Below are 25,986 nucleotides of genomic sequence, written 5' to 3'. Positions count from 1 at the left end.
TTTTTTACATATATAAGACGGGTAATGTCATAAAAAGGGGGCGTTCATGTATGGAGACGACGCATTATGTACGTGTTTCCCCAGAAGTTTGGGTGTCATTTAATCAGGATCCGGAGATGATTTTAGACTGGTTGATTCATATGCATGAGCAATATCGGGATCGGGACGATACGCTGACGCTTCCGAATGTGGAACCGTTTCAACGCGTACTTAGTCAAATCGAGGTATATATCGACGGGGCCGACACGTATAACATGGAAATGGCGCTCGTCGGCGAAGAGTTGATTGTCAATGAGGCGCAGGCGGTCGTGGTCGGTATCTTGACCCCGCAGTTACTTCATATCGTCAAAGATACGTTGCATGCGTTCGGGCGAGATGATGTGAAAGACATGGCATTCGTTGCAAAAGATGAATTCGAGATGATTTGGGAAGATTGGACCCGGTTGCAACAGTTTTGTGAGATCGCTTCGTCCCAGGAAGAACTCGTCTTGATTTATTATGAATGAAAGTGAATTCCCATGGTATACTGTTAATAAATGGTATAAAGGGGATTTGCTCATGGATGTGTTCGGCACACTCATCTGGCTCGGGATACTCATCAATCCGTTTCTTGCGTATCAAACGAAAATCAAGCCGCTTTATCGCATCACACTCATCTCATTCATCGTATTCTTCATGACATGGGGGTATGCTGTGACGGGAGGGGTGGTACCGGTGCTATTCGATACAGTTTGGAACGTCCTTCTTATCGCATATATTGGTCTTTTAGTATTGAATAGTTATTTGGTCAGCAAACGATTCGTTCCACAGATGACATGGGTTCGTTTTGGTGCAATCGCACTGATTGGTGTTGGTGTCAGTCAAGCGTGGTTAGGACTAAGTACAGGAGAGTGGACACGATCATTCTTCATGGACGGGGATTTCTGGATGATGAGCGTCATCGTATCGCTACTGCTCCTGCTTCTTGTCACACTGAAGACGTTAGATCATCAAATAGAAGCATGAAAAAAATCCCGAAACGAGTCACCTCGCTTCGGGATTTTGATTATTTCAACGCTGTCTCAAGTGCCTTGACGTTTTCACGCATCAAGTCGAAGTAGCTCTTATCCATCTGTTCTTTCGTGACCGATTCCAAGTTGTAGATCGTCACGCTCTCTGCACCGATCTCTTGTTTCACGACTTCGGCCACTTTTGGTGTGACCGTGTCTTCGAATGCGATATAGTTCAAGTCGTGGAGACGGGCTTCCTCGATGATCCGTTTGAGAGCTTGTTGTGACGGCTCTTCAGACGGTGTAAGTCCCGCGATTGGTAATTGGTCAAATCCGTAACGTTCAGCCAAATAACCATATGCGGCATGCGTCACGAGTAACTCGGATTTTGAACCGTTCTCGACGGCTGCCTTCAATTCAGTGTCGAGAGCGTTTGCTTCGTCTTTAAAAGTGCTTAACCGTTCTGCGAACTCGTCTTTATAGTCGGGTGCTTCCTCACTGAATGCGGCTTCGACCGCTTCTGCCATTGATACAGCATTCATCGGGTCGAGCCAGACGTGGGGATCGTATTGACCGTGACTATGACCGTCTCCTTCTTCGTGAGCATGTTCGTCTTCAGAATGTGCGTCTTCTTCGTGAGCATGTTCATCTTCAGAATGTCCTTCTTCTTCATGAGCGTGGTCGTCTTCAGTATGTCCTTCCTCATCATGGACATGGACGGTATCCGCCGCATCGAGTAACTTCACGTTCTCGGCTGTTTTGACGAAGGCGACGTTCTGACCATCTAAACTCTTCTCCATAGACTCGACGTAAGGTTCAAGGTCATGACCAATCGTCAAAAAAAGGTCGGCTTCTGCGATTTGTGTCATTTGCTTTGAAGTTGGCTCATACGTATGCGGATCAGCCCCAGGTGGAATGACCATCTCCACGTTGACGCGGTCCCCACCGATTTCTTCGGCTAATGATTTTAATGCAAACGTTGAAGCGAAGACGGTCAGTTGACCATCTGTCGATTCAGATGCGTTATCTCCTTCGGTATTTCCACACGCACCAAGTAAAAGCGTACCGGCTGTGACTGCGCCTAACCAAGTTTTCTTCATCTTCCATCTTCCACCTTTCAAGTTATCTGAATATTAAATCGTAACTGTTACGTTTTATGACTGCGAGTAATATTATAGTGTGAGCTTCGGAGCACGTCAAGTCCGACTTCTGATGGATAGATTTTTGAAAAAAGCGGGAATATGATTAAAAAAAGGAACGAGGAGTGGATTGTATGAGAAAGGAGACTGCCTGGTTTGTCGGGGGTGCGGCGATTGCTGCGGCGACGGCAGCCGGGGCTAGCGTGTGGAGTCAATATGGGTCCCTTGTCAGATGGCAAGAACCCGAGTTGCCGATTCAACCGACAACACGCCGGCGCCACACGTACACGTATAAAATTGTTCACGATCGTCCGCTCCAATTTGATTTGTATCTCCCCCCTGGAGAAGGGCCGTTCCCCGTAGCGGTATATGCACATGGGGGAGCGTTCGTCAGAGGGAATCGGAGTATGGTGACCCTGTTTCATCCATTGCTTGACCACTTTTTGGGGAAAGGGATCGCTGTCGTCAGCATCGATTATCGCTTATTTGAAGACGGGGTGTACTTCCCCGATAATATTTTTGATGTCTCAGATGCACTGTGCTATTTGAAACAACATGAATCGTTATTGACGCTAGACACGAGTCAACTGCTCGTTTGGGGGGATTCAGCAGGCGCTGCGCTCATGCTTGCGACTGCGCTCGACCGTCATCGACAATTTGCAGGTGATTTGGGAGACGACCTCCCGACGATCAAAGGGGTCATCGCCTTGTATCCACCGACGAACTTTTTATTGTTCAAATTCATCCAGACGTGGCTCGCCCATTTAAAGTTCTATGAAGGAAGCCGCGAGGAATGGCGTGAGTTGATGGTAAAATGCTCCCCGGTCTCCCATCTATACGCCGATGCCCCGCCGATTTTACTGCTACACGGGAAGAAAGATCCGATTGTCCCGTTCGGCCAAGCGCTTCACTTCGTCGAACATGCGAGTGATGTCGGTGCGAACGTTCAACTCATTTCATTTCCAAATGGAACCCACTCGCTTGCGAGCTTCCTCCAATCGGATAATCCAATCAAAGAAGAGCAACTCATGGCCCGAATCAATCGTTTTATTGAAGAATGTCTCGGATGACGTTGCGATTTTTAGGGAAGATGGTACGATGGGGGATGATTGAAAGAGTAAGGAGTGGAAGTAGTGACAGAGTTATGTTTAGTCAGACACGGTCAGACCGATTGGAATCGTTTAGAAATTATTCAAGGGCGTGAAGATAACCCGTTGAATGCACTCGGACGTCAACAGGCAGAGGAGAGTGCAGCTTTTTTGAGTCAAGAGGAGTGGGACGTCATCGTATCGAGTCCCTTGTCACGTGCGGTTCACACCGCACAAGCAATCGCAACAGCGTGTGGCATCGAACATAAAGCGATTCTGCTAGATGAGCGTTTCATTGAACGTGAATTCGGAACGGCATCCGGGCAACCCGTGAAAGGAATTTACGAGGCGGTCCAAGCAGATGACCAGGAGCGGATTCCTGGTCTCGAAACAGAAGATGAGATGCGTAGCCGGGTCTTAGAAGGAATGAACCATTTGGTGGATACGTATCCAGGGAAGCGCATCGTTGTCGTCTGCCATTCCCATGCAATCAAAGCGGCGCTTTCTGCCATCGATGGGACATATACGTTCCGTCACGCCATGCGAAACGCCTGCTCGAACTATATCATCCATCAACAAGGTCAGTTTGAAGTGAAGGCGGTCAACGTGGCTGACCATATCACCGATCCGACCATTATGAAATGAGGAGAATGTCATGACGACCTTACTATGGGTATTCATTATCGCATCATTTGTGGTCGCTTTTGCAGGACTCATCTATCCAGTCATCCCGAGTGTCTTGTTCTTGTTCATCGGATACATGATTTATGGATTCGGTTTTTCGTTTGAACCATTGACCTGGACATTCTGGGTATGGCAATCGGTCTTCCTCGTCTTCTTATTCGGCGTCGACTATGTCGTCACCCGGGCTACGGTGGATAAACGGGGCGGTTCGGAGCGAGCGAAATGGGGTGCGACAATCGGCTTGATTGCGGGACCGTTTATTTTCCCGCTCGTCGGGGTTTTGATTTTCCCGTTCATCTTCGCTTTCTTGGCGGAGTTGACACTCGGGAAGACGACACGTGAAGCGTGGAGCATCGGCGTCGGCACCGTTCTCGCCTTTCTCGGCAGCACGCTCTTAAAAGTGATCGGGATGACGATGATGATCATCCTATTCTTTATCTACGTGTGAGGCGGAGATGTTTCACCGTCTTTTTAGTTTGAAAGGTGAATGGTTTTGGGGAAAGAAAAACAGGTCATCCGATTATTCGAATGACCCGGTTTTGACCAATTGATTGAAAGCGGAGCGACTGAACGATTGTTGCATTTCGACTTTTTTCTCGAAGAAGGCGGGCTTTAAATTCGAAGTGGCGACGCCATCTTGAATCAACGAATCGAGTACTTGCTTCGTCGCGTCTTGTTTCGGCATCAACATGAGTCCTTCAGCGACGAACGTATGATGGTCGTTCAAGGCCCGCTCGCTCGTGAACGTCAAAGCGAGTGCAGCCGGGGCGTTCGTTGGCGACGTGATGACGGCTTCAGCGAGGATGAGGATGCGTTTGTTTAAGTAATGATGGAGCGTGACAGCCGACTCGGTCGGCACGAGCATTTCGAGGAGCCATTCTGAATCGTGCTCCTTCGAGATGATTAACCCATCGAGTAAATCGATCGGTAAATTCAGTTCATTGCCGTATTCGTCTTGAACGAGTCGGACTTGGACGAGGCGAAACGTTTTCATAGGATCGTTCCTTTCCGCGTTTTCTTTAGACCATCTTAACACAGTCTGAGGAATAGAATGTGTTAAGATAACGGGGAAGAAACAGAAAAATAGAGAGTGAGGGAGGCATCAAGATGAGTTGGGTTGTTGGCGTAATCGGGTATGTGACGATTCTCGCAATCGTCTATTATGGTGTCCTTTTCTTCAAAGTGAAACGGGAGCGGAGTCGGGCCGGCTATCGGATCTTTCTCTTGCTTGCCGGATTGTTTTTAGTCAGTGGGAGCGATTATATCATTGCGTTGTTCCAAGGAGACACCGAAGCGACGTTTTGGCAACGGACCGTCTATTTTGTCTTGATATTGCTCTCTTTGTCGATGGCGCTTTACTTTCGGAGAAAAGAAGATCAAAGCCAAGCAGGCGAGATGACGATGGTATAAAAAAACGGCTGTGGGTATGCACCCACAGCCGTTTTTTTATTTTGGTACCCGCGTTTTGCGAATCATATCGAGTTTTAAATCCCATAGTGGCTTGCTGAACGTCACCGAATACACTTCCGGTAAACGGAGACGCTTGTACTCTTCCCACAATCCGTTCATCTGCTCGTGATGATATGCACGAATCTCACTTGTGCTTGGAAGGTCGTATACGCGTTTCCCATCAAGGAAGATTGGTTGCAACAAGCGTTTCACGTTGAAGTTACGTGTCTTGATCTTGAAGGCCGGGTCACGGACGTCAATCAAGTCGATCTCGGTGTAAGATTCGACCGGTTCATCGGCGAGGGCGATATAGTCGCCTTTGAACTTTTTCGTTTCGTTGTCGATGATGCGATACAACTCTTTCTTGTGAGGAGTCGTCGTCTTCACCTTAGAAGAAGATACTTTGATGACCGGTTTTAATTCCCCGGATTCATCCTCACGCGCGACGAGTTTATAGACCATACCGAGTGCCGGCTGCTCGTAAGCCGTGATGCCACGTGTCCCAACGAGGAACGTATCGGCCTCTGCGCCTTGCATCCGTAAGTCCTGGATGACATACTCATCCAAATCCCCAGAGACGACGATTTTGACGTAGTCGAGCCCTGCTTCATTCAACGCTTTCCGGGCACGCTTCGACAAGTAGGCGAGGTCTCCAGAGTCGAGTCGTACTGACTTGAGACGATGGCCCTTCGCCTCGAGTTCTTTTGCGACCGTAATCGCATTCGGCAGACCAGACTTGAGTGTGTCATACGTGTCGATGAGAAGGCTCGTGTTGTCCGGATACATTTCAGCGAATGAACGGAATGCGCTCAATTCATCATCATGGAACTGAATATCAGCATGCTCCATCGTTCCTCCTGTCGGGACATCAAAGTCACGACCGGCTGACACGAGACTTGTCACATCAAAACCAGCGATGTAAGCCGCACGTGTTCCGTAGTAAGCCGCATCGACACCTTGCGCGCGACGAGCTCCTCCTTCAAGGAGTGTCTCGTTCGGAGCAGCCTGACGAATCCGGGCATACTTCGTGGCGATGAGTGATTCATGGTTCGCGATATTGAGTAGCGCCGTTTGGAACAGTTTCGCTTCAAAGATGGTCGATTCAATCCGAACGACTTGTTCATGTGGGAAGATGACTTCTCCTTCGCGAACACTATATAGTGAACCAGTGAACTTAAAGTTCCGTAAGACGTCTTCGAATTCATCTTCGAATCCGAGTTGCTCTTTCAAATAGGTGATGTCCGCCTCCGTAAAGGAGACGTTCTCTAAGTAGTGAACGATATTCTCGAGTCCGGCGAAGACGACATAACCACCACTAAATGGATTCGAGCGATAGTAAAGGTCGAAGACGACCTTTTCATTATGGCGACCTTGCTTCCAGTAAATATACATCCAACGTGGAAGATAAAGATCTGTGTGAAGGGCTAAATTACGATGTAACATATGATTTCCTTTCTGTTTTACGTCACTTTCCGACGACTGTCGCACCGAGTGTTGTGACGAAATGTTCGAGCGCCCATTCATGGCCGACCGGGTTGAAGCTTTGAACGGCATCGGCATGGACGACGATTTGATAACCGAGGTTGTAGGCATCTACGGCTGTATGGAGTACACAAATATCCGTGCAGACACCGACGAGATGAACTTCTGTGATTCCGCGTTCCCGAAGACGCAGGTCAAGGTCAGTTCCGGCAAAGGCACTATAACGTGTCTTATCAATCCAGTGGTCTGCCTGTTTCGCAGCTTCCTTCACAGAACCGTACAACTCACGGCCCTCTGTCCCGCGGATATTGTGCGGCGGGAACAACGTCGTTTCAGGGTGGAACGTGTCACCTGCATCATGGACGTCGTTCGCGATGACGACATAGTCATCCGTTGCGAATGTCCCGATCAATTCGACGATCCGTTCTTCAATCTCTTGCCCGGGTTTCCCACAAGTCAAACGACCACTGTCTGCGATAAAATCAAATGTATAATCAATAACAATCAATGCGCGCATGGGAGATGCTCCTCTCTCGTAATGAAAATGATGGCTATCCATCTCATTCTAATTCATTATACATCATGCACGGAAGATTATTTTTCTTCGGTTTGGGTAGATTAAGACAGTAGACTGTATAGGGAAAGGGGATTGTGACGATGGTATTATCGCAAAGTGAATTGACAGAGGAACTGTCACGGTTGAACGGTTGGGAAGAAGTGAACGGGGAGATTCAAAAGACGTATCGGCTGGAAACATTTCCGGAGGCCATTCAGTTCGTGCATCTTGTAGCAGATTTGGCTGAATCGCTCGATCATCATCCGAACATCTTGATTGAATATCGGAACGTGACATTGACCGTATCGACCCATGACGAAGGGGGCATTACGGAGAAAGACATCACACTCGCGAAAGGGTGTGAGGAACTTGTCTAAGCTCTATATGACTTTTGCGTCAGGCAGCGTGGCGGAGCGTCTTCGAAAGGAGCCAGGCGTCATCGCGGCGAATGGACACGAAACGATTTTGCTCGCAGAAGGAGAGAAGTCTCCGTTCAAGAGCGGTAAAGTGTTTGAAATTGAAGAGGCGTCGGGCGAATTTGTGAAAAAAGGGAACATTTTATACGCGAACGTTCCGGCAGATGAGAATGCCCGCTCCCTGTTGTTTCACCACTTGTTGACGGAAAAGGCGCCACTCGGTGTCAGTCATGATGGGTTTTCGGCATACCGATTAGGTGTCGACCCGGATGATAATCATGCCGTCGTCTTTATTCAGTTCACGTCTGGTGGGAAACACTTTCGTGATACGGCGGACTATGCAATCCTTGAAGACCGCTTGAAGCGAGCGGTCGAACAGCGCGGTGCAGGTCCCGTCATAAAACACTATGTCGTCAGTGAGTCAGATAATCTATAATAAAAGATAACGTCATGTTAGGGGAGGATTTTTATGAACAAGAATTATTTCTGGTTGGGGATGGCTGCGGGTGCGGTAATCGGCGCAGCAGCATCACTTCTCCATAGCGAAACGCGCGATCAACAAGTGAGACAACTGAAAGGCATCAAGTCGAAGTTGAAATCATCGAACACGTCGACTGAGGCACATGCGGTCGGTCTACAAGCGTCATCGAAAGGCAACTTGAAAGATCGTGTCATGGAATGGAAATCGCTTTACGAAGAAAACCAAGATACGATTCAAAACCTCGTCGAAGACGTGAAAGACTTAGTCGATGCGCTTCAAGAGGCTCGTCATAAAAATCAAATCTAATCACAGGTCCGGTGCATGCGCATCGGACTTTTTTTATTTACCAAAACCCTCATACACCAATAAAAAAGGGAACGTTCTATCACGTATGAATAAAAATGCAATTGACAGAATAAATATGCATATGGTTCAATCATTTTATTCTTCTGAGGAGGTAGAGAGATGATTACGTGTGGCATCGTCGGCGTAACAGGTTATGCCGGTTTGGAATTGTTAAAACTGATCGAGCAACATCCGACTATCCGTTTAGAAAAAGCAATCAGCGACTCGAGCGCCGGGATGACCTTGTCGGAACTATATCCGTGGTTACAAGCGGATCCAAAAATACTTGAACCGTTTCAAGCAGACGCCCTAGCTGGGATTGATGTGGTATTCCTTGCGACTCCGAGCGGCGTGTCTGCTGACTATATTCGACAGTTAGCATCTTTTCCTGGAGTGGTCATCGATTTGAGTGGGGACTTGCGATTACCGTCTGATGCATACGAAACGTGGTACGGGAAGCCGCCTGTTACCGAATCGATTCAACGAGAAGCTGTCTATGGATTGACCGAGTGGAATCGAGAGTTGCTGACGGGAGCAAAATGGATTTCAAATCCAGGTTGTTATGCGACCGCTGTCTCACTCGCGTTATTGCCGTTCGTTCAGCACGATTGGATCGACCCGGCACACATCGTGGTTTCGGCCTGCTCCGGCATCACGGGCGCTGGCAAAGGATTGAGTGAGAAGACCCATCATGCCAAATCGAATGAGAATGTGCAGTTATATAAGATTCATTCGCATCAGCACATCCCTGAAATCGAACAGACCTTGTACCACATGGGTGGCGCAGAAGCGACAGTCTCGATGTCGACCCACTTGCTGCCGATTAATCGCGGGATCATGGCGACAATCACGGTTCTACCGAACGATGACGTGTCAGAGGATGAATGGGTGAAGCGTCTTCAAGCCGCATATATGGATGAACCGTTCATTCGAGTGCAGCAGGGAGAGCCGGAAATCAAATCGGCGGTCGGTTCGAATTACTGCGACCTCTGGGTGTACAAAGAAGAACGGACGCATCGACTGACTATCGTATCGGTCATCGACAATATGCAAAAAGGGGCGGCCGGGCAAGCCCTTCAAAATGCGAACGTTCGATTCGGATTCGATGAGACGCTCGGACTATTGAATCAACCACAATACATTTAGGAGGATGAAGCATGATCGACATCATGGCGACCCAAAAACCGGGCATCGTATCACCGAAAGGATTTCAAGCGTGCGGCATTCATGCGGGACTAAAACGAAAACGGAAAGATTTGGCGCTGCTCGTTTGTGAACGACTAGCGAGCGCGGCGGCCGTCTACACGACAAACCACTTTCAAGCCGCACCGATTCAAGTGACAAAAGCGTCATTAGCCGAAACAAACGGCTATCTTCGAGCCGTGTTAATCAATAGCGGGAACGCGAACGCCTGTACAGGTGAACAAGGGCTAAAGGACGCCTACACGATGCGCGACATGACGGCAAAACATATAGGTGTAAAACCGGAAGAAGTGGCCATCGCTTCAACGGGCGTCATCGGTCAACCGCTTCCGATGGTCCCGCTCATAAACGGGATTGGTCATCTGCAACCGTCCAAGACATGGAAAGATGGACAATCGTTCGCTGAAGCCATTTTGACGACAGATACCGGGACGAAACAAACTAGTGTCCATTACAAAGAAGGGGAAGCGATCGTGACGATCTCAGGCGTCGCCAAAGGGTCGGGGATGATTCACCCGAATATGGCAACGATGCTCGGGTTTGTGACGACAGATGCGGTCATCGCACCGGAACTGTTGCAGCAGACATTAAAGAAAAGCGTCGACGCCTCGTTCAATAACATCACGGTGGACGGGGACAGCTCGACAAACGATATGGTCCTCGTCATGGCGAGCGGGGCAGTAGAAATGGAAGAAATCAAAGAGGGGACTTCCGCACACATCGCGTTCCAACAGGCTTTGACAGATGTATGTTTAGAGCTTGCCAAAGCGATTGCAAAAGATGGGGAAGGAGCGACGAAACTCATAGAAGTGAATGTCAGTGGCGCAACATCCGACCAACAAGCCAGAACGATTGCCAAGCAAATCGTCGGGTCCTCTCTGGTGAAGACAGCGGTATATGGACAGGATGCCAACTGGGGACGAATCATTGCCGCAATCGGCGCCGTCCCGTTCCCTGTGAACGTGGAGGCGATTGATATTCAAATCGGGAGTCAACTTGTTTTAAAGGACAGTACGCCTGTCTGGTTTGATGAGGCGTATGCGACCGAAGAGATGAGTCGGGACGTCGTCACCATCACAGTCGACTTGCATGGCGGGGAAGGGTTCGGTCAGGCATACGGATGTGACTTAACCTACGACTACGTCAAAATCAATGCGAGTTACCGGACATGAAGAAGCGGAAAGTCATCAAACTTGGGGGCAGTGTCTGGGAGTCGATGACACCTTCGTACTTTGAAGAGTGGCGAGGATGGATGGAAGAAGGAAATGATTTGCTCATCGTACATGGAGGTGGGCCGAAACTATCGGCTTATTGCATGTCTCAACAAATTGAACCGTTGTTCTTGGCCGGACGTCGCGTGACGACAGATGAGGTGTTGATTGGTGCTTGGCGTGTGTTGGCAGGAGAAATGCAGACGAACGTCGTGTCGACATTGGCTCGATATGACCTCGATGCGTTTGGTTTATCGGGGGTCGACGGGAGTGCGATTTTCGGTCAACCTCTGAATGGACTTGGGAAAGTCGGTGAGGTGATTTCGATTCGAAATGACGTGTTCGAACGGCTGATGGATTCCGGACATGTTCCGGTTGTGACATCGGTGATTGCCGGCGCGGAAGGACCGCTGAACTGTAATGGCGATGATTGTGCGGTGGCACTTGCCATTTCGTTACAAGCGGATGAATTGGAACTATTGACCGATGTGAACGGTATTCGCATACACGGTGAATTTCAGACGACGCTAACTGAACGGGACATTCGAGAAGCCATCGCATCTGGAGAAATTGATGGAGGGATGGTGCCGAAAGTAGAGGCGCTATTGGCAGCAGTGGCAGGAGGGGTCAAAAGTGCCCGCATCCGAGATGGTCGTGACGCGACGCTCGCAGGGACAAAATTATGGGAGGGGAACTATGAATTCGCTGTTACCGACATACGGGAAACGAACGATTGAGATCGCGCAGGCGAGCGGGTCGTACGTGACGGATGTTTCAGAAAAGACGTACTTAGACTTTGTGATGGGCATTGCCGTATGTGGGACGGGACATCGTCATCCATACGTGCAGCAGAAAATTGAAGAACAATTGAACCGGGTGTGGCATACATCCAACCTCTATTTGATACCTGGTCAGCAACGTGTCGCTGAAAAGTTGATGGAAGGAACACATCTGACGCATGCCTTCTTTTGTAACAGTGGGACAGAAGCGAATGAGGCGGCCTTTAAGTTAGTCCGAAAGTGGACGCAGAAAACAAAAATCATCACATTCACGCAGTCGTTTCATGGACGTACATTCGCTATGCTCGGGGCGACTGGTCAAGAGAAGGTGAAACATGGATTTGGACCGATGGTGAGTGACTTTATTCATGCACCGTTCAACGATATGGAGGCTCTTGACTGGATCGATGATGAGACATCTGCTGTTTGGCTCGAGATCGTACAAGGTGAAGGCGGTGTGGTCGTCGCAGATCCCCTGTGGTTGCAGGCCTTACAGGAAGCAGCTGACAAATACGATGTCAAAATCGTCGTCGATGAAGTGCAGACCGGCATCGCGCGTACAGGGACACGTTTCGCATACGAACAAACACCGCTCCGTCCTCATATCATCACGTTAGCGAAAGGATTGGGGAGTGGCATTCCGGTCGGCGCAATATTGACGACGGCGGAAGCGGCGACGGTCTTTGGTCCTGGGAGTCACGGTTCGACCTTCGGTGGAAATCCAGTGGCGATGGCTGCGGCAGAAGCGACACTCGATGTCCTCTTCACACCCGAGTCTCTTAAGCATGTCACAGACATGGGAGATTATTTGAAAGAAGGACTCAGTCGCTTCGTGGATGGAGAACGTTTCGTCGAAGTGAGAGGACTTGGGCTGATGATTGGGCTTGTCTCGACAGAACCGGTAGCAGACTGGGTCACAGAATTGGCAGAGGCGGGTTTATTGGTCGTCATGGCGGGGCCGCACGTCATCCGCTTCCTGCCTTCACTACTGGTCACGAAATCGGAGATTGACGAAGCATTGACGAAACTTGAACAAATCTTACAGAAGGAGGGCGTCGTATGAACGGAAGCATCAGCTTAATGAACGGGAAGTACTTTACAGGAACATGGGAGACGAGTGCGCGACACGCAAGTGGTGAAGTCGTGTTCTTCACCGGGATGACGGGCTATCAAGAAGTGTTGACCGACCCGTCATATGCTGGACAGATCATCGCGTTCACTTATCCGCTGATCGGACAATATGGACTGGAATCAGACGGGAGCGAAAGTGCTCACATTCAAGTGGCCGGCGTCCTCGTGCAATCACTTGCCGATTCTGGGGATCAGTCTGACTTAAAGGATTGGTTAGAGCAGGAAGGGATTCCGGTTCTGTCACAAGTCGATGTGCGTGCACTCGTTCATGTGTTGCGTGATGAAGGCGATCAGTTTGGAATGATGGCAGCGGACATACATGAAACGTTGGAAGTTCCAGATGTTCGTCATCTAACAGAGCGCGTCACAACAACGTCTATCGTTCAGGAAGGGAACGGAGAGAAAGGGCATATCGTCTGTCTCGACTTCGGGGTGAAGGCGTCGATGATTGGTGAAATGGTGAAACGTGGGTATCGTTTGACGAGTGTTCCGTACCAGACGTCAAAAGAGGTCGTCGAGGCATTGCGACCGGATGGGATTTTAGTATCGAACGGGCCCGGGGACCCGCGAGACCACATGGGGCAGATTGAAGTCATCCGGGAATTGGCGTTATCGTATCCGACCCTCGGGATTTGTATGGGGCATCAACTGCTCGCGCTCGCGTTCGGTTGCAAGATTGAAAAGCAAACATACGGACATCGTGGCTCGAATCACCCGGTCCGAAACGTCAAGACGAACGAAGTATGGATGACGTCGCAAAATCACGGTTATGTGGTCGCGCGTATGAGTATCGAACAGAGCCCGCTTGAACTGCTTTATGAGAACGTGAACGATCACTCGGTGGAAGGGTTGATTCATCCGAATGCATCCATTTTCACGACACAGTTCCATCCGGAGGCGAGTCCCGGACCAACGGACGCGCAGTCCGTCTTCGACCGTTTTGATGATATGATTCAGCAAGGAGTGAACGCGTATGCATAAAAAAGTACTCGTTATCGGATCGGGACCCATCGTGATTGGGCAGGCCGCAGAGTTTGATTATTCCGGAACGCAGGCGTGTCAGGCGCTTCGTGAAGCCGGTTGTGAAGTCGTCTTATTGAACTCCAATCCTGCCACAATCATGACAGACCCAGGAATGGCGGACGCGACGTATATTGAGGCGATGACCGTTCAAAAAGCGACCGAGATCATTGAAAAAGAACGTCCGACGCACGTCCTTGCGACGGTCGGGGGACAGACGGCGTTGAACTTGGCTCTTGATCTCGAGGAAGCTGGCGTGTTGACCCAATATGGAATCGAACTTCTCGGTACATCACTCGACACGATTCGTGACGGGGAAGACCGTGAGCGGTTCAAACAAAAGATGGAGCTGTTGAACGAGCCGATCCCGACATCGACGACGATTGAGACGATTGAAGAACTGACAGCTTTCATTGAGACGACCGGTGTTCCGCTCATCGTCCGTCCGGCGTTCACGCTCGGTGGGACCGGCGGTGGGATTGCGATGACGGAGGATGAGGCGTACACGATGGCGCGTCGGGGTCTTGAGGCAAGCCCGATCTCACAATGTTTGGTCGAGAAGAGCATCGCTGGCTATAAAGAATTTGAATATGAGGTCATGCGTGACGCGCTCGGAACGTGCATCATCGTCTGCAACATGGAAAATATCGATCCGGTCGGTGTGCATACGGGGGACTCCGTCGTGTTCGCTCCGGCCCAAACCTTATCGGACCAAATGCATCAGACGTTACGGAGCGCTGCGTTTCGAATCGTCTCCGAACTCGGTGTGATTGGTGGATGTAACATTCAGTTCGCGGTGCATCCGACGAAGTCAGAGTACTACGTGATTGAAGTCAATCCTCGTGTCTCTCGGAGCTCGGCACTCGCGTCAAAAGCGACCGGCTATCCGATTGCCAAAATTGCGACACGTCTCGCTTTAGGTGAACCGTTAGATCACTGTATCAATCCAGTCACAACGAATACGATGGCGAGCTTTGAACCGGCACTTGATTACATTACGGCGAAAGTACCCTGTTTCCCGTTCGACTTGTTCGCGGAAACAGAACGCGCACTCGGACCACAGATGAAGGCGACCGGTGAGAGTATGGCGATGGGAAAAACGTTAGAAGAAGCGTTACAGAAGGCATGGCGTGGTGCCGGAATCGAACAGGCACCGCTTTATCCGAAGTGGATGCAGGGAGCCACAGTCGACGTTTTGATGGGCGAAGTCGAGGCGCCGACCGATCGTAGATTGCACGCTTGTCTCGCTTTGCTCGACCGTGAGTTGATGTCGGCCGATGCATTACAGCAGGTTACGGGCATCACCCCTCACTTCATTCACATGTTAAAACGACTTATTCAGATGACGAAGGAAGATTTGACGAATCCGGTCCAGTTGCTTCAAGCGAAGCGACTTGGTTTCACGGACGCGCAAATTGCCGCCGTGATGCACATGCAAACCGAGGAGATCAAGGTGTTCCGAGAGGCGGCCTCGATTCAACCGGTATATCAGATGATTGATACGTGTGCAGCCGAGTTCGAAAGCAAGACCCCGTATTTTTACGGTTCATGGCACGGAACGTCCGAAGTGAAGCCGAGTGGAAAACGGAAGGTTGCCATCATTGGGGCAGGTCCGATTCGAATCGGACAGGGCATCGAGTTCGATTACAGTTCGGTTCATGCGGTCTGGGCACTTCAAAAACTTGGCATCGAAACGATTATGATCAACAACAACCCGGAGACCGTATCGACGGACTTCTCGATTGCAGACAAACTGTATGTCGAACCGCTGACGAGTGAAGATGTCATGCACGTGTTAGAAGCGGAAGGGTGCCGCGATGTCTTAATCCAGTTCGGTGGACAGACGGGTATTGCACTCGCTCATGATTTAGAAGCGGCGGGGTATCACTTGCTCGGTGCATCCGCAGACACCATCGACCAAATGGAAGACCGGGAACGTTTCTATCAATTCCTTGATTCGATTGAAGTCGAACACATCCCGGGTGAAGAAGTCACTTCCCCGACGCAGTTGCAGGAAGCCATCCAACAGTTAGGCTATCCATGTATCTTGCGCCCGTCCTACGTGATTGGAGGAAAGGGCATGTTACTCATTCATTCAGAGGAACAGTTAGCAGAGGTGTTACCGAACCTTACCTATCCAACGCTAGTCGACCAATATGTCGCAGGGCGTGAGCTTGAAGTGGATTGTGTGACGGACGGGGAAACGGTATATGTGCCCGTCGTCCTAGAACAAATCGAAGCAGCGGGTGTTCATTCCGGAGACTCGACGATGATCTTGCCGCCGGTCGAGACGAGTCTAGCGATTCAAGAGCAAGTGGAGTCGATTGCGAAACGAATCGGACAGGCGCTCGATTATAAAGGAGCTCTGAACATTCAGTTCGTGTTGAAGAAAGACACAATCTACGTCCTTGAAATCAATCCGCGTGCGTCGCGGACTGTGCCGATTGTCAGCAAAGTGACAGGTGAGCCGTTAATCGAATGGGCGACCTACGCGGCGTACGGTCTCGCATTGAACGATTTCGTTCCGACACATCCCTCGAGATTGACAAACTATGCGGTAAAGACTCCGATCTTCTCGAACGTCAAACTGCCAGGCGTAGACCCGATGACAGGTCCGGTCATGCGTTCGACAGGCGAGACACTTCAATTCAGTTCACATTCATATGTGCCGGAGCGCTTTACGTATGATGCGCTGACCACACGGGTGATGAATCGTCCGCAAATCGTATTCGGGAAAGGGTTTGAACACGTCGGAAATACACCACTCGCAGACGTCATTGATTTTCAAGATGTCGCCGTATTGTTCTCGGATGCGGCTGACGAACGAGCAACACGTGAAATCGCCGTTCGCCATGGGGTGCATATCATTTCGTCCAAACAATTAGCTCAGTATTATCAGATGAGTCAGTCACGGACTGGCAATCCGGTTCAGTCTTTGCAATCCATTCAAATGAGAGAGGGAGTAGCCAAATGACAGTGAAGACGATACAACATTTTTTAACGATGGAGGAATTGACACCGGATACGCTCGATTCGTTGATACAATTGGCACACGAAGTGAAACGTTCACCTCAATCTTATGCAACGGTGCTGACAGGGAAGAAAGTCGCGTTGCTATTTGAAAAGGCATCGACACGGACGCGTATGTCATTTGAAGTCGGGGTCGTCGAATTAGGTGGATACCCACTCTTTCTCAGCGGTCAAGATTTGCAAATCGGGCGTGGTGAACCGTTGACCGATACGATTCAAGTGATGAGTCGGTATGTGGACGCACTCATGATTCGGACGTATGCGCATGAAACGGTGGAGACGTTGGCACAACACGGGTCAATCCCAATCATCAATGGATTGACGGACTTGCATCATCCGTGCCAAGTGCTCGCGGATTTATTGACGATTGAAGAGCGGTTCGGGAGTCGTGCCGGAAAAGTATTGACGTATATCGGCGACGGCAATAATATGGCACATTCGCTTATGATCGGTGGGGCACTGAGTGGGATGCATATCCGCATCGCCTCACCAAACGGATACACCGTTGATCAAGGCATTTATGAGAAAGCGAAGAAGTTGGCTGAATCAACGGGAGGAAGCATCGCGTTGTTCGAAAACCCATCGCTTGCTGCGAATGGGGCAGATATTGTCTATACTGACGTCTTTGCAAGCATGGGGCAGGAGGGAGAAGCAGAGGAGCGGCTGATGAAGTTTAACGGTTTTCAAGTGAATGAAGAGTTGATGGCACTTGCGAACCCCGACGCCATCTTCCTTCACTGTTTGCCGGCGCATCGCGGGGAAGAAGTGACGGCTGAGGTGATCGATGGACCGCAGTCATGGGTGTTCGATCAAGCCGAGAATCGTTTACATGCACAAAAAGCACTGATGCTGACATTGCTAACGTAACAACAAAGGGTGACACGCCACGTGTCACCCTTTGTTGTTATAAGAACCTTGCCAATAATCCAAAGACGGCCAGTCCGATAATGATGTAGAAAAACCACTTTCCATCCCCGGAATGAATGACAGGGGGCGTGTACGAACGTTGCTTATACTTCCCGTAGCGCATCGGGCGCGTATACGGGACGGTGAAACGTGAGAGTGGGATGGCAAGTAAGAATCCTGCCAAGAAGCCGTACACATGTCCCCAAAGAGAAACGTTCGAACCAATCAATGTGAAGACGGCACTGATGGCGACGAAGATGTAGACCAAGCGGGCATCTTGGCTGTACATCAACGTGCGACGGAAACGACCGATGAATACGTAGAATCCGAGAATGGCCAAGATGGCGCCTGACGCCCCGGCCTGTAGATAAAACAAGTTGCTGACAGTGAAATACGTGAGCAGGTTGGCGAGCGCTCCAGCGAATACATAAAACAAGGCAAATTTCACGTGTCCGACCATTCGTTCCATCGCTGGTCCGAAGATGATCAGTGCGAACGAGTTGAACAGCAAGTGACCGAGACTCAAATGAATGAAGTTGGCCGTGACCAAGCGGTACCATTGTCCGTCCGCGAGTGCCAAATGGAACGACCCTCCCGTCGCCACGATTCGTAAACCAGGTGCGAAAGAATCGATGACAAACACAAGGAGTTGGATTACAATGAACAGCGTTACGAGTGGATATGCCCGTACAAACGTTTGAACATTTTCCGTACGACTAAACATAACATCACCTCTTTCCTCAATTGTATAAGGAAACGGGGAGAAAAGGAAAGGAGCGAGTGTCCCGTGATTGTAGGAATTGGAGTCGATATCGTCGAGCTTGATCGGATGGCTCGCTCGATGAAACAACCACGTTTTTTAAAACGGCTGCTCACCGATGCGGAATATGAATTGTCTCAACAGTATCCGCTCCCGCGTCAAATCGAGTTTGTCTCGGGTCGCTTTGCTGCAAAAGAAGCTTACGCCAAGGCAATCGGGACTGGCATCGCACACGGGTTATCGTGGCGTCATATTGAAATTTTACCGGATGAGACGGGTCGACCTGTCATGACCGCACCGTTTACGGGGAAGATTCATGTCAGCATCAGCCATAGTCAAACATACGCCATCGCACAAGTCATCTTAGAAGAGGAGGGACACCATGTTTCGTCCTAGTCGAATCGAGATTGATCGGGCGTCCATCGCCCATAATATAAAAGAATTAACGAAACGAATTCCGCAGGACCTCATGGCAGTCGTCAAAGCGAACGCCTACGGACACGGGGCCGTCGAAGTGGCGAAAATTGCCCTTGAGAACGGAGCGACGATGCTCGGGGTCGCGTTACTCGAGGAAGCGCTCGAACTCCGCGATGCGGGAATCAAAGCACCGATTCTCGTCATGGAAGCGCAATTCCCTGAATATGCCGGAGTAGCGGCAGCACAGGAAATCACGTTGTCTGTTTTTTCTGCTGAATGGTTACAAGAGGCTGCTCCTTATATAGAAGAAAAGCCGTTAACGGTTCATATTAAAGTCGATACCGGAATGGGGCGTCTCGGGTTGCGCACCCGTGAACAGTTAGATGCCTTACTTGAAGAAGCGACCGATTCGTTTGTGGTGGAAGGGATCTATACCCACTTCGCAACGGCGGATGAACTCGACAGCGATCTGTATTATACACAGCAAGAGCGGTTCGAGCGTTTGATGGATGGGCTCCACGAGCGGTTCCGCTATATCCATACGTCGAACTCGGCCGGTGCAATCCGAATGGCCGGACAAGATGTTCCTTATAATCTGGTTCGTGTCGGCATCGCGCTCTATGGGTTATATCCGTCACGTGAGATGGAGACGTTCTATTCGTTCCTGCGCCCGGCCTTCACGCTAAAAAGTCAGCTCATGCAGGTGAAGCGGCTAGAGGCAGGTCAGACCATCAGTTACGGTGCGACGTATACAACGTCAGCCGATGAATGGATTGGTACCGTTCCAGTCGGATATGCGGACGGGTGGTTACGAAAGACGAGCGGGTTTGAAGTGGAGGTCAATGGGATTCGTTGTCCGATCGTGGGACGCGTCTGTATGGACCGTTTCATGATCCGGCTTCCAAAAGAGTTTCCGGTCGGGACGGACGTGACCCTTGTCGGTGGAAACGTCGCCATTGATGAACTCGCCTCATATCTTGGGACGATCAACTATGAGATCGTTTGCCAATTCACGAGCCGATTGCCACGTCTTTATGTGTGAATCATAAATCGTGTGAAATTATCTGAATTCTTTCTCGATTTCTCTATATTTTCCCATTCCCGCGTGTTATATTGATAAAGAACGCGGGAGAATTTCCGCCAGTCCATGAAACGATTCTGGAGGTGTAAGATGTTGAAGCAGCGAACTGCGGGTGCGCTAGCGTCCGTCCCAGATCGGTTCTCGCAACAAGGGGGTCCGATTTCGATGAAAGACCGTGAAACACTGTCCTTGAACGATGTAGTGACATACTTGTCTAAAGAAATTGCTGATCGACAACAAACACTGCGTGAAGAATTGGCGAAAGGCTATCAAGAGATGGCCGCGTTTAACTTGAATATGGCAGAAGAGATGCTAATGATTGAAACCGAAGCCGAACACGCTCTCTTACGTCAAGTAAGTGGGGTGTGAGCAGCGTGATCGTAAAGCGTGGTGACGTGTTTTATGCGAATCTGTCGCCCGTAGTCGGCTCAGAGCAAGGTGGCGTTCGACCCGTTCTGATCGTACAGAACGACATCGGCAATCGCTTTAGCCCGACCGTCATTGTCGCTGCGATTACAGCTCAGATTCAAAAAGCAAAACTGCCGACTCATGTGGAAGTATATCAAGAGAAGCACGGACTCGAACGAGACTCTGTGATTTTGCTTGAACAGATTCGAACGATTGATAAGCGTCGTCTGACGGATAAAGTCACTCATCTCGATGATGAGACGATGCATAAAGTGGACAGAGCGCTAGAGATCAGTATGGGATTGATCCCTCTCTAGCCTTACATAGATAAGACTGGTACATAGGTATCGGTCTTTTTTTAAACTTTTTTTAAAAAAGTGGTTTAAGATTTTGTCAGAGGGGAATTTAAGTTAATCGTACTCAATTTTTCTGTACGGACATTTAGGAGGGAATAGACGATGGATTTAGCGATTCGCGAGCAAGTCATTGGAGAACAATTACACCTTTACGTATCCGGAGAAGTGGATACATATACTGCACCAAAATTGAAAGAAGTATTGCATCCGGCCATCAGTGAACAAGATGTGGTCGTTCATTTAGACGAAGTGGAGTATATGGATTCGACAGGTCTTGGAGTGTTCGTTGGGGCATTGAAAATTGCCACGCGTAACGAAAAAGAGTTGTCACTTGTCGGAGTCACAGACCGAGTCAATCGTCTATTCGAATTGACGGGTCTTCACAAACTTCTTTCTATTAATTCGAACGTAAGAGGTGGCACGCAATGAACAATGTTGAACAGACGGTCATGACGTTCCCGGCCAAACCCGAATATGTCGGTGTGGTTCGATTAGTCGTTTCAGGAATCGCTAACCGTATGGGATATACGTACGACGAGATCGAGGATATTAAAATCGCGGTCTCAGAAGCATGTGGCAACGCTGTCCAACATGCTTATGACGATCATCAAGATGGAGAGGTCAAACTCGCTTGCGGCGTCTATGCAGATCGTCTTGAAATCACGATTGAGGATTCCGGCAAGACGTTCGCAGATGATGTGAAGCGTCAAGCCGCTCCGGTCGAAGAAACGACCGAAATTGAATCGCTCCATGAAGGAGGACTTGGTCTCTTCTTGATCGAAGCATTAATGGACGATGTCTCGATCAATAAAGACAGCGGTGTCAAAGTGACGATGACAAAACTCCTCAATAGGGACGAGGTGGATCAGAGTGCCAGCAAAATCTCAACAACGCCATCACAGTGATGACGAGGTACTAGAGTGGATTGAACGCTATCAACAAGACGATCAAAACGAAGAAGTGCAAATGCTCCTCATCAACCGCTATTCTGACCTCGTTGAAGCACTCGCGCGTAAATTCTCGCGTGGCCGTGCGATTCACGACGATCTTGTGCAAGTTGGGATGATTGGGTTACTGGCGGCACTTCGTCGATTTGACCCGGAATTTGGTCGTAGCTTCGAGTCGTTTGCTGTCCCGACCATCATCGGGGAAATCAAACGATTTATTCGCGACAAGACGTGGAGTGTCCACGTACCGCGTCGAATCAAAGAACTCGGACCAAAGATTAAAAAGACGGTCGAAGAGTTGACAACCGAATTACAACGTTCGCCACGAATCGATGAGATTGCCGACCACCTTGGCGTGTCCGATGAAGAAATTCTCGAAACGCTCGAGATGGGCAAAAGTTATCAAGCCTTGTCGGTTGATAGTTCAATCGAAGCGGATAACGAAGGTAGTACGGTCACATTACTCGACTTGGTCGGTAGCCAAGAGCGCGGGTATGAATCGGTCGACCAGCGCCTCATTCTAGAGAAAGCGTTCAATGTCTTAAACGAGCGTGAGCGCGCCATCTTGGAATGCGCTTACTATAAGAATATGAGTCAAAAAGAAACAGGAGAACTTCTTGGAATCTCGCAGATGCATGTCTCCCGTTTGCAACGGCGAGCACTCGAAAAGCTGCGTGAAGCCATCAAGGTTCCACTCAATGAAGTATTCTCAAGCGATGACTAATCGAGTCATCGCTTTTTTGTTTGAATGTTTGCTACACTTTGAAAGAGATCAAAAAAGGAAGTGATTCAAGTGATTACGAAAGTGGCTAACGCGTTAAACTTGAAAGTGAACCAAGTCGAGACGGTTCAGCAGCTCGCATCTGAAGGGGCGACGATTCCGTTCATGGCCCGGTATCGGAAGGAAATGACGGGAAATTTGGACGAAGTTGAAATCAAAGGAATCTTGGATGCTCTTCAATATGAAGAGAGTCTACAAAAACGCAAGGCGGATGTCATTGCTAAATTAGAAGAGTTGGAAAAATCCACGCCTGAATTATCTAGAGCGTTAGAGGCGGCGACTACGCTTCAACAAGTGGAAGACATTTATTTGCCGTATCGTCCAAAACGACGTACGAAAGCAGAACAGGGACGCGAGAAAGGACTGCAGCCGCTTGCGGATTGGTTCCGGGACAAATCACCCTATTCTTCAGACAAGGTAAAAGAACTCGCTCAAGACGTCGAGGTAGAGGAAGCGTTGCCGCTCGTCCATGCCATCATCGGTGAAGAATGGGGAGAGGAAGCGAAACTGCGCCAGATGCTTCGTGACCGCGTACGCAAAGAAGGACTTTTGCGTTCGAAGAAGAAAAAACAAGCGGAAGACGAAAAAGAGATTTTTGCGCAGTATTATGAATATGAAGAGAAGATCGCTGGCATTGTCCCACACCGTGTACTCGCCTTGAATCGCGGGGAACGTACGGACGTGCTCCAAGTGAAAGTAGTGTTCGACGAGACGCGTTTCATGGATCAAGCCCTCCGTACATATGAACGACTTCCGAAAGAAAAACGTGAAGTTGTCGAGACGGCTGTGACGGAGGCGTACAAGAAGTCGGTCTTCCCGGCTATCGAACGGGAGATTCGTGGGGAGTTGACGGAAAAAGCAGAAGAGCAGGCGATCGATGTCTTCTCGAAAAACTTGAAACAACTCTATATGCAGCCGCCCCTTCGCGAGGTCGTCGTCTTAGGGATCGACCCGGCTTATCGAACTGGTTGTAAATGGGCAGTCGTCAATGAAATCGGAAAAGTCGAAGAGGTCGGTGTCTTCTATCCGACGGCACCGAAACATGATATCGCCGGCGCTGAAAAAGTACTTACGAGACTCGCGAAGAAATATCCAATCTCGGTTATCGTCGTCGGAAACGGAACCGCCTCACGGGAGACGGAACAATTCGTCGCCGACTGGTTGAAGAAAGCGGAACGTGATATTGCTTACGCGATTGTGAACGAAGCGGGGGCAAGTGTCTACTCGGCATCGGAAGTCGCACGAAGTGAATTCCCGGATTTGAAAGTTGAGGAACGGTCAGCCGTTTCGATTGCACGTCGAATTCAAGATGCGATGGCGGAACTTGTCAAAGTCGACCCCCAATCAGTCGGTGTCGGACAATATCAGCATGACGTCAGCCAGAATAAACTGAAAGCCTCCTTAGAGTTCGTCGTCGAGAGCGTGGTCAACATGGTCGGAATCGATGTGAACCGTGCTTCCGAGTCTTTATTGACGTACGTCTCAGGACTCAATAAAACGACGGCGAAAAATATTGTGGCATATCGTGAAGAGAATGGACGCTTTGAAACGAGAAAGGAAATTAAGAAAGTACCTCGTGTTGGAGCGAAGGCGTTTGAGCAGGCGGCTGGATTCTTACGGATCATGAACGGGAAGGACGTTCTCGACCAGACAGAGATTCACCCGGAAAGCTATCCGCTCGCGTTATCCATTTTAAAAGAGATCGGATCTTCAAAATCAGAGGTCGGTACGGCTGCGCTTCGAGAACGATTGCAACAAGTCGACGCTAAAGCCTTGAGTGAAGAACTAGAGGCGGGGCTTCCGACAGTTGAAGACATTTTGAAGTCATTAGCTAAACCAGGGCGTGACCCGCGAGAAGATATCCAGAAACCATTACTACGCACGGACGTCATGAGTCTCGAAGACCTTCAAGTCGGTATGGAATTCCAAGGAACCGTTCGAAACGTCATTGATTTTGGCGCGTTCGTTGACATTGGGGTGAAACAGGATGGTTTGGTCCACATTTCGAAATTATCGAATCGATACGTGAAGCATCCATTAGATGTCGTGGCGGTTGGTGACATCGTGACCGTGTGGATTGAACAAGTCGATGTGAATCGTGGACGGATTAGTTTAACGATGCTTGCACCGAGCGTTAAATAAGAAGAAACTCGTATCAGGTAAAATGTTTTTCATTTTACCTGATTTTTTTTAGAAAAAGTGTTGACGGTCTTTTTGTGCCGTGATATCTTATAGAAGTCGCCGAGAGACGGCACGCGAAATAAACGTTTTTCTAAGAAAGTGATTGACAGGTTTCTGGTTTGCGGTTACAATATAAATCGTTACTTCGATAATTTCAAGCAACGTTCCGCAATAGCTCAGTGGTAGAGCAACCGGCTGTTAACCGGTAGGTCGTAGGTTCAAATCCTACTTGCGGAGCCATTTTATTTTGGAGACGTACCCAAGAGGCTATAAGGGGCTCCCCTGCTAAGGGAGTAGGCTGGGAAACCGGTGCGAGGGTTCGAATCCCTCCGTCTCCGCCACTTAAAATTACTTAGAAGACACATACACTGGCCCGTTGGTCAAGCGGTTAAGACACCGCCCTTTCACGGCGGTAACACGGGTTCGAATCCCGTACGGGTCACCATATATGGAGGATTAGCTCAGCTGGGAGAGCACCTGCCTTACAAGCAGGGGGTCGGCGGTTCGATCCCGTCATCCTCCACCATTTCAAATAAAAACGTAATCTGGTCTTGTGGTGTAGGGGTTAACATGCCTGCCTGTCACGCAGGAGATCGCGGGTTCGAATCCCGTCAAGACCGCCATTTACGTTGGGCTGTAGCCAAGTGGTAAGGCATCGGATTTTGATTCCGACATGCGAAGGTTCGATCCCTTCCAGCCCAGCTTTTTATTTGAGTCATTAGCTCAGTTGGTAGAGCATCTGACTTTTAATCAGAGGGTCGCAGGTTCGAGCCCTGCATGACTCACCATTTTCTTTTTTAACTTTATACGCTGCGGTCGTGGCGGAATCGGTAGACGCGCTAGGTTGAGGGCCTAGTGGTGGTTAACACCGTGGAGGTTCAAGTCCTCTCGACCGCACCATATGCACCCTTAGCTCAGCTGGATAGAGCGTTAGACTACGAATCTAAAGGCCGGGAGTTCGAATCTCTCAGGGTGCACCATTCTTTTTTATGGGCCTATAGCTCAGCCGGTTAGAGCGCACGCCTGATAAGCGTGAGGTCGGTGGTTCGAGTCCACTTAGGCCCACCATTTAAACTGACGAACTTTGAAAACTGAACGATGAGGCAAAAATAAGTTTTACAATTTTTGAATGAAGCGCAAGCTTCG

At 49.5% G+C, this 25,986-nt stretch carries 29 protein-coding genes and 10 tRNA genes; 34 read left to right on the top strand and 5 right to left on the bottom strand.

Going from position 1 to position 25,986, the window contains the following annotated elements; all coding sequences use genetic code 11:
* The first annotated feature begins 50 nt into the window (after nucleotides 1–50).
* Together ACFO4U_RS10855 and ACFO4U_RS10850 are read left to right on the top strand one after the other, a co-directional pair.
* Nucleotides 51–506, top strand: coding sequence for a hypothetical protein (locus tag ACFO4U_RS10855; protein ID WP_031424431.1), 456 nt, complete (start codon nucleotides 51–53; stop codon nucleotides 504–506).
* A gap of 52 nt (nucleotides 507–558) precedes the next feature.
* Complete coding sequence (locus ACFO4U_RS10850; protein WP_215244297.1) at nucleotides 559–1,005, top strand: hypothetical protein; 447 nt, start codon at nucleotides 559–561, stop codon at nucleotides 1,003–1,005.
* A 40-nt stretch (nucleotides 1,006–1,045) separates the two neighbouring features.
* On the opposite strand, the gene ACFO4U_RS10845 is transcribed toward ACFO4U_RS10850, so the two are convergent.
* Nucleotides 1,046–2,089 carry a metal ABC transporter solute-binding protein, Zn/Mn family gene (locus tag ACFO4U_RS10845; RefSeq protein ID WP_215244298.1) on the bottom strand — a complete coding sequence of 348 codons (1,044 nt, stop codon included), beginning with the start codon at nucleotides 2,087–2,089 and terminating at the stop codon, nucleotides 1,046–1,048.
* Nucleotides 2,090–2,262: 173 nt separating this feature from the next.
* On the opposite strand from ACFO4U_RS10845, the gene ACFO4U_RS10840 reads away from it, so the two are divergent.
* From ACFO4U_RS10840 to ACFO4U_RS10830, 3 genes are all read left to right on the top strand, one after another.
* A complete protein-coding gene (locus ACFO4U_RS10840) occupies nucleotides 2,263–3,198 on the top strand; it encodes an alpha/beta hydrolase (protein ID WP_074034886.1) in 936 nt (311 codons plus the stop codon).
* Nucleotides 3,199–3,261: 63 nt separating this feature from the next.
* Complete coding sequence (locus ACFO4U_RS10835; protein ID WP_159563373.1) at nucleotides 3,262–3,861, top strand: histidine phosphatase family protein; 600 nt, start codon at nucleotides 3,262–3,264, stop codon at nucleotides 3,859–3,861.
* A 10-nt stretch (nucleotides 3,862–3,871) separates the two neighbouring features.
* Nucleotides 3,872–4,348: a DUF456 domain-containing protein gene (locus ACFO4U_RS10830; RefSeq protein WP_031424439.1), complete on the top strand. Its 477-nt coding sequence runs from the start codon at nucleotides 3,872–3,874 to the stop codon at nucleotides 4,346–4,348.
* Between the two features lie 72 nt (nucleotides 4,349–4,420).
* Here ACFO4U_RS10830 and ACFO4U_RS10825 read toward each other — a convergent pair whose 3' ends face one another.
* Nucleotides 4,421–4,894: a YwpF-like family protein gene (locus ACFO4U_RS10825; protein WP_031424441.1), complete on the bottom strand. Its 474-nt coding sequence runs from the start codon at nucleotides 4,892–4,894 to the stop codon at nucleotides 4,421–4,423.
* 113 nt (nucleotides 4,895–5,007) lie between these two features.
* On the opposite strand from ACFO4U_RS10825, the gene ACFO4U_RS10820 reads away from it, so the two are divergent.
* On the top strand, nucleotides 5,008–5,310 hold the full coding sequence (locus ACFO4U_RS10820; protein WP_031424443.1) for a 7TM diverse intracellular signaling domain-containing protein: 303 nt from the start codon (nucleotides 5,008–5,010) through the stop codon (nucleotides 5,308–5,310).
* Nucleotides 5,311–5,346: 36 nt separating this feature from the next.
* Here the strand turns inward: ACFO4U_RS10820 and ACFO4U_RS10815 are convergent, their stop codons facing one another.
* Together ACFO4U_RS10815 and ACFO4U_RS10810 are read right to left on the bottom strand one after the other, a co-directional pair.
* Nucleotides 5,347–6,792 (bottom strand): nicotinate phosphoribosyltransferase, encoded by a 1,446-nt coding sequence (locus ACFO4U_RS10815; protein ID WP_078146154.1) that lies wholly within the window; start codon nucleotides 6,790–6,792, stop codon nucleotides 5,347–5,349.
* A 22-nt stretch (nucleotides 6,793–6,814) separates the two neighbouring features.
* On the bottom strand, nucleotides 6,815–7,348 hold the full coding sequence (locus ACFO4U_RS10810) for a cysteine hydrolase family protein (protein WP_074034877.1): 534 nt from the start codon (nucleotides 7,346–7,348) through the stop codon (nucleotides 6,815–6,817).
* A gap of 140 nt (nucleotides 7,349–7,488) precedes the next feature.
* On the opposite strand from ACFO4U_RS10810, the gene ACFO4U_RS10805 reads away from it, so the two are divergent.
* The 10 genes from ACFO4U_RS10805 to argF all read left to right on the top strand — a co-directional run bounded on the left by ACFO4U_RS10805 (nucleotide 7,489) and on the right by argF (nucleotide 17,870).
* The gene (locus tag ACFO4U_RS10805; protein WP_078146155.1) at nucleotides 7,489–7,764 is read left to right on the top strand and encodes a 4a-hydroxytetrahydrobiopterin dehydratase; all 276 of its coding nucleotides are present in this window, start codon (nucleotides 7,489–7,491) and stop codon (nucleotides 7,762–7,764) included.
* Nucleotides 7,757–8,239, top strand: coding sequence for a hypothetical protein (locus tag ACFO4U_RS10800; protein WP_230235411.1), 483 nt, complete (start codon nucleotides 7,757–7,759; stop codon nucleotides 8,237–8,239). Before ACFO4U_RS10805 ends, ACFO4U_RS10800 begins: the two co-directional genes overlap by 8 nt.
* A 33-nt stretch (nucleotides 8,240–8,272) precedes the next feature.
* Nucleotides 8,273–8,590, top strand: a complete 318-nt coding sequence (locus tag ACFO4U_RS10795) for a hypothetical protein (protein ID WP_015880545.1) — start codon at nucleotides 8,273–8,275, stop codon at nucleotides 8,588–8,590.
* Nucleotides 8,591–8,749: 159 nt separating this feature from the next.
* Nucleotides 8,750–9,775 (top strand): N-acetyl-gamma-glutamyl-phosphate reductase, encoded by a 1,026-nt coding sequence (gene argC, locus ACFO4U_RS10790; RefSeq protein WP_214691295.1) that lies wholly within the window; start codon nucleotides 8,750–8,752, stop codon nucleotides 9,773–9,775.
* Nucleotides 9,776–9,786: 11 nt separating this feature from the next.
* Nucleotides 9,787–11,004, top strand: a complete 1,218-nt coding sequence (gene argJ / locus ACFO4U_RS10785) for a bifunctional glutamate N-acetyltransferase/amino-acid acetyltransferase ArgJ (protein ID WP_215244299.1) — start codon at nucleotides 9,787–9,789, stop codon at nucleotides 11,002–11,004.
* Nucleotides 11,001–11,780, top strand: a complete 780-nt coding sequence (gene argB / locus ACFO4U_RS10780) for an acetylglutamate kinase (protein ID WP_215244300.1) — start codon at nucleotides 11,001–11,003, stop codon at nucleotides 11,778–11,780. The genes argJ and argB overlap by 4 nt, the downstream gene beginning before the upstream one ends.
* Nucleotides 11,740–12,885 (top strand): acetylornithine transaminase, encoded by a 1,146-nt coding sequence (locus ACFO4U_RS10775; protein ID WP_215244301.1) that lies wholly within the window; start codon nucleotides 11,740–11,742, stop codon nucleotides 12,883–12,885. Before argB ends, ACFO4U_RS10775 begins: the two co-directional genes overlap by 41 nt.
* Nucleotides 12,882–13,934: a carbamoyl phosphate synthase small subunit gene (locus ACFO4U_RS10770; RefSeq protein WP_215244302.1), complete on the top strand. Its 1,053-nt coding sequence runs from the start codon at nucleotides 12,882–12,884 to the stop codon at nucleotides 13,932–13,934. The genes ACFO4U_RS10775 and ACFO4U_RS10770 overlap by 4 nt, the downstream gene beginning before the upstream one ends.
* Nucleotides 13,927–16,947, top strand: a complete 3,021-nt coding sequence (gene carB, locus ACFO4U_RS10765; protein WP_215244303.1) for a carbamoyl-phosphate synthase (glutamine-hydrolyzing) large subunit — start codon at nucleotides 13,927–13,929, stop codon at nucleotides 16,945–16,947. The genes ACFO4U_RS10770 and carB overlap by 8 nt, the downstream gene beginning before the upstream one ends.
* The gene (argF, locus tag ACFO4U_RS10760) at nucleotides 16,944–17,870 is read left to right on the top strand and encodes an ornithine carbamoyltransferase (protein ID WP_215244304.1); all 927 of its coding nucleotides are present in this window, start codon (nucleotides 16,944–16,946) and stop codon (nucleotides 17,868–17,870) included. The genes carB and argF overlap by 4 nt, the downstream gene beginning before the upstream one ends.
* Nucleotides 17,871–17,907: 37 nt before the next feature.
* Here argF and ACFO4U_RS10755 read toward each other — a convergent pair whose 3' ends face one another.
* On the bottom strand, nucleotides 17,908–18,633 hold the full coding sequence (locus ACFO4U_RS10755; RefSeq protein WP_074034859.1) for a rhomboid family intramembrane serine protease: 726 nt from the start codon (nucleotides 18,631–18,633) through the stop codon (nucleotides 17,908–17,910).
* Between the two features lie 63 nt (nucleotides 18,634–18,696).
* On the opposite strand from ACFO4U_RS10755, the gene acpS reads away from it, so the two are divergent.
* The 18 genes from acpS (at nucleotide 18,697) to ACFO4U_RS10665 (ending at nucleotide 25,908) form a co-directional block, all read left to right on the top strand.
* Nucleotides 18,697–19,065 carry a holo-ACP synthase gene (gene acpS, locus ACFO4U_RS10750; protein ID WP_074034857.1) on the top strand — a complete coding sequence of 123 codons (369 nt, stop codon included), beginning with the start codon at nucleotides 18,697–18,699 and terminating at the stop codon, nucleotides 19,063–19,065.
* Entirely contained in the window at nucleotides 19,052–20,128 is a 1,077-nt protein-coding gene (gene alr, locus ACFO4U_RS10745; RefSeq protein ID WP_215244305.1) for an alanine racemase, read from the top strand. Before acpS ends, alr begins: the two co-directional genes overlap by 14 nt.
* Before the next feature lie 129 nt (nucleotides 20,129–20,257).
* Nucleotides 20,258–20,536: a hypothetical protein gene (locus ACFO4U_RS10740; protein WP_074034853.1), complete on the top strand. Its 279-nt coding sequence runs from the start codon at nucleotides 20,258–20,260 to the stop codon at nucleotides 20,534–20,536.
* A 5-nt stretch (nucleotides 20,537–20,541) separates the two neighbouring features.
* A complete protein-coding gene (locus ACFO4U_RS10735) occupies nucleotides 20,542–20,892 on the top strand; it encodes a type II toxin-antitoxin system PemK/MazF family toxin (protein WP_026824472.1) in 351 nt (116 codons plus the stop codon).
* 141 nt (nucleotides 20,893–21,033) lie between these two features.
* Nucleotides 21,034–21,360 (top strand): STAS domain-containing protein, encoded by a 327-nt coding sequence (locus ACFO4U_RS10730; RefSeq protein WP_015880558.1) that lies wholly within the window; start codon nucleotides 21,034–21,036, stop codon nucleotides 21,358–21,360.
* Entirely contained in the window at nucleotides 21,357–21,836 is a 480-nt protein-coding gene (rsbW, locus tag ACFO4U_RS10725) for an anti-sigma B factor RsbW (RefSeq protein ID WP_074034849.1), read from the top strand. The genes ACFO4U_RS10730 and rsbW overlap by 4 nt, the downstream gene beginning before the upstream one ends.
* Nucleotides 21,802–22,602: an RNA polymerase sigma factor SigB gene (sigB, locus tag ACFO4U_RS10720; RefSeq protein WP_015880560.1), complete on the top strand. Its 801-nt coding sequence runs from the start codon at nucleotides 21,802–21,804 to the stop codon at nucleotides 22,600–22,602. The genes rsbW and sigB overlap by 35 nt, the downstream gene beginning before the upstream one ends.
* Before the next feature lie 69 nt (nucleotides 22,603–22,671).
* Complete coding sequence (locus ACFO4U_RS10715) at nucleotides 22,672–24,801, top strand: Tex family protein (RefSeq protein WP_215244306.1); 2,130 nt, start codon at nucleotides 22,672–22,674, stop codon at nucleotides 24,799–24,801.
* 204 nt (nucleotides 24,802–25,005) lie between these two features.
* Nucleotides 25,006–25,080: transfer RNA gene (locus ACFO4U_RS10710), tRNA-Asn, on the top strand.
* 9 nt (nucleotides 25,081–25,089) lie between these two features.
* Nucleotides 25,090–25,181: transfer RNA gene (locus ACFO4U_RS10705), tRNA-Ser, on the top strand.
* 29 nt (nucleotides 25,182–25,210) lie between these two features.
* A tRNA-Glu gene (locus ACFO4U_RS10700) sits at nucleotides 25,211–25,285 on the top strand.
* Nucleotides 25,286–25,290: 5 nt separating this feature from the next.
* Nucleotides 25,291–25,366: transfer RNA gene (locus tag ACFO4U_RS10695), tRNA-Val, on the top strand.
* Nucleotides 25,367–25,387: 21 nt separating this feature from the next.
* Nucleotides 25,388–25,463: transfer RNA gene (locus tag ACFO4U_RS10690), tRNA-Asp, on the top strand.
* 7 nt (nucleotides 25,464–25,470) lie between these two features.
* Nucleotides 25,471–25,542, top strand: a tRNA-Gln gene (locus ACFO4U_RS10685).
* Nucleotides 25,543–25,552: 10 nt separating this feature from the next.
* Nucleotides 25,553–25,628 (top strand) — tRNA-Lys (locus ACFO4U_RS10680).
* A 24-nt stretch (nucleotides 25,629–25,652) separates the two neighbouring features.
* A tRNA-Leu gene (locus ACFO4U_RS10675) sits at nucleotides 25,653–25,740 on the top strand.
* 3 nt (nucleotides 25,741–25,743) lie between these two features.
* A tRNA-Arg gene (locus ACFO4U_RS10670) sits at nucleotides 25,744–25,820 on the top strand.
* An 11-nt stretch (nucleotides 25,821–25,831) separates the two neighbouring features.
* Nucleotides 25,832–25,908 (top strand) — tRNA-Ile (locus ACFO4U_RS10665).
* The last annotated feature ends 78 nt before the right edge of the window (nucleotides 25,909–25,986 follow it).

The sequence above is a fragment of the Exiguobacterium profundum genome (assembly GCF_042652865.1).
Lineage (GTDB): Bacteria > Bacillota > Bacilli > Exiguobacteriales > Exiguobacteriaceae > Exiguobacterium > Exiguobacterium profundum.
The sequence above is the reverse complement of the archived record's forward strand: the minus strand, read 5'-3'. Positions and strand labels throughout refer to the sequence as shown.

Coding starts and splice junctions, on each gene's coding strand:
- ACFO4U_RS10855 (WP_031424431.1), top strand. CDS start 51: ATGGAGACGACGCATTATGTACGTGTTTCCCCAGAAGTTTGGGTGTCA.
- ACFO4U_RS10850 (WP_215244297.1), top strand. CDS start 559: ATGGATGTGTTCGGCACACTCATCTGGCTCGGGATACTCATCAATCCG.
- ACFO4U_RS10845 (WP_215244298.1), bottom strand. CDS start 2,089: ATGAAGAAAACTTGGTTAGGCGCAGTCACAGCCGGTACGCTTTTACTT.
- ACFO4U_RS10840 (WP_074034886.1), top strand. CDS start 2,263: ATGAGAAAGGAGACTGCCTGGTTTGTCGGGGGTGCGGCGATTGCTGCG.
- ACFO4U_RS10830 (WP_031424439.1), top strand. CDS start 3,872: ATGACGACCTTACTATGGGTATTCATTATCGCATCATTTGTGGTCGCT.
- ACFO4U_RS10825 (WP_031424441.1), bottom strand. CDS start 4,894: ATGAAAACGTTTCGCCTCGTCCAAGTCCGACTCGTTCAAGACGAATAC.
- ACFO4U_RS10820 (WP_031424443.1), top strand. CDS start 5,008: ATGAGTTGGGTTGTTGGCGTAATCGGGTATGTGACGATTCTCGCAATC.
- ACFO4U_RS10815 (WP_078146154.1), bottom strand. CDS start 6,792: ATGTTACATCGTAATTTAGCCCTTCACACAGATCTTTATCTTCCACGT.
- ACFO4U_RS10810 (WP_074034877.1), bottom strand. CDS start 7,348: ATGCGCGCATTGATTGTTATTGATTATACATTTGATTTTATCGCAGAC.
- ACFO4U_RS10805 (WP_078146155.1), top strand. CDS start 7,489: ATGGTATTATCGCAAAGTGAATTGACAGAGGAACTGTCACGGTTGAAC.
- ACFO4U_RS10795 (WP_015880545.1), top strand. CDS start 8,273: ATGAACAAGAATTATTTCTGGTTGGGGATGGCTGCGGGTGCGGTAATC.
- argC (WP_214691295.1), top strand. CDS start 8,750: ATGATTACGTGTGGCATCGTCGGCGTAACAGGTTATGCCGGTTTGGAA.
- argJ (WP_215244299.1), top strand. CDS start 9,787: ATGATCGACATCATGGCGACCCAAAAACCGGGCATCGTATCACCGAAA.
- argB (WP_215244300.1), top strand. CDS start 11,001: ATGAAGAAGCGGAAAGTCATCAAACTTGGGGGCAGTGTCTGGGAGTCG.
- ACFO4U_RS10775 (WP_215244301.1), top strand. CDS start 11,740: ATGAATTCGCTGTTACCGACATACGGGAAACGAACGATTGAGATCGCG.
- ACFO4U_RS10770 (WP_215244302.1), top strand. CDS start 12,882: ATGAACGGAAGCATCAGCTTAATGAACGGGAAGTACTTTACAGGAACA.
- carB (WP_215244303.1), top strand. CDS start 13,927: ATGCATAAAAAAGTACTCGTTATCGGATCGGGACCCATCGTGATTGGG.
- argF (WP_215244304.1), top strand. CDS start 16,944: ATGACAGTGAAGACGATACAACATTTTTTAACGATGGAGGAATTGACA.
- ACFO4U_RS10755 (WP_074034859.1), bottom strand. CDS start 18,633: ATGTTTAGTCGTACGGAAAATGTTCAAACGTTTGTACGGGCATATCCA.
- alr (WP_215244305.1), top strand. CDS start 19,052: ATGTTTCGTCCTAGTCGAATCGAGATTGATCGGGCGTCCATCGCCCAT.
- ACFO4U_RS10740 (WP_074034853.1), top strand. CDS start 20,258: ATGTTGAAGCAGCGAACTGCGGGTGCGCTAGCGTCCGTCCCAGATCGG.
- ACFO4U_RS10730 (WP_015880558.1), top strand. CDS start 21,034: ATGGATTTAGCGATTCGCGAGCAAGTCATTGGAGAACAATTACACCTT.
- rsbW (WP_074034849.1), top strand. CDS start 21,357: ATGAACAATGTTGAACAGACGGTCATGACGTTCCCGGCCAAACCCGAA.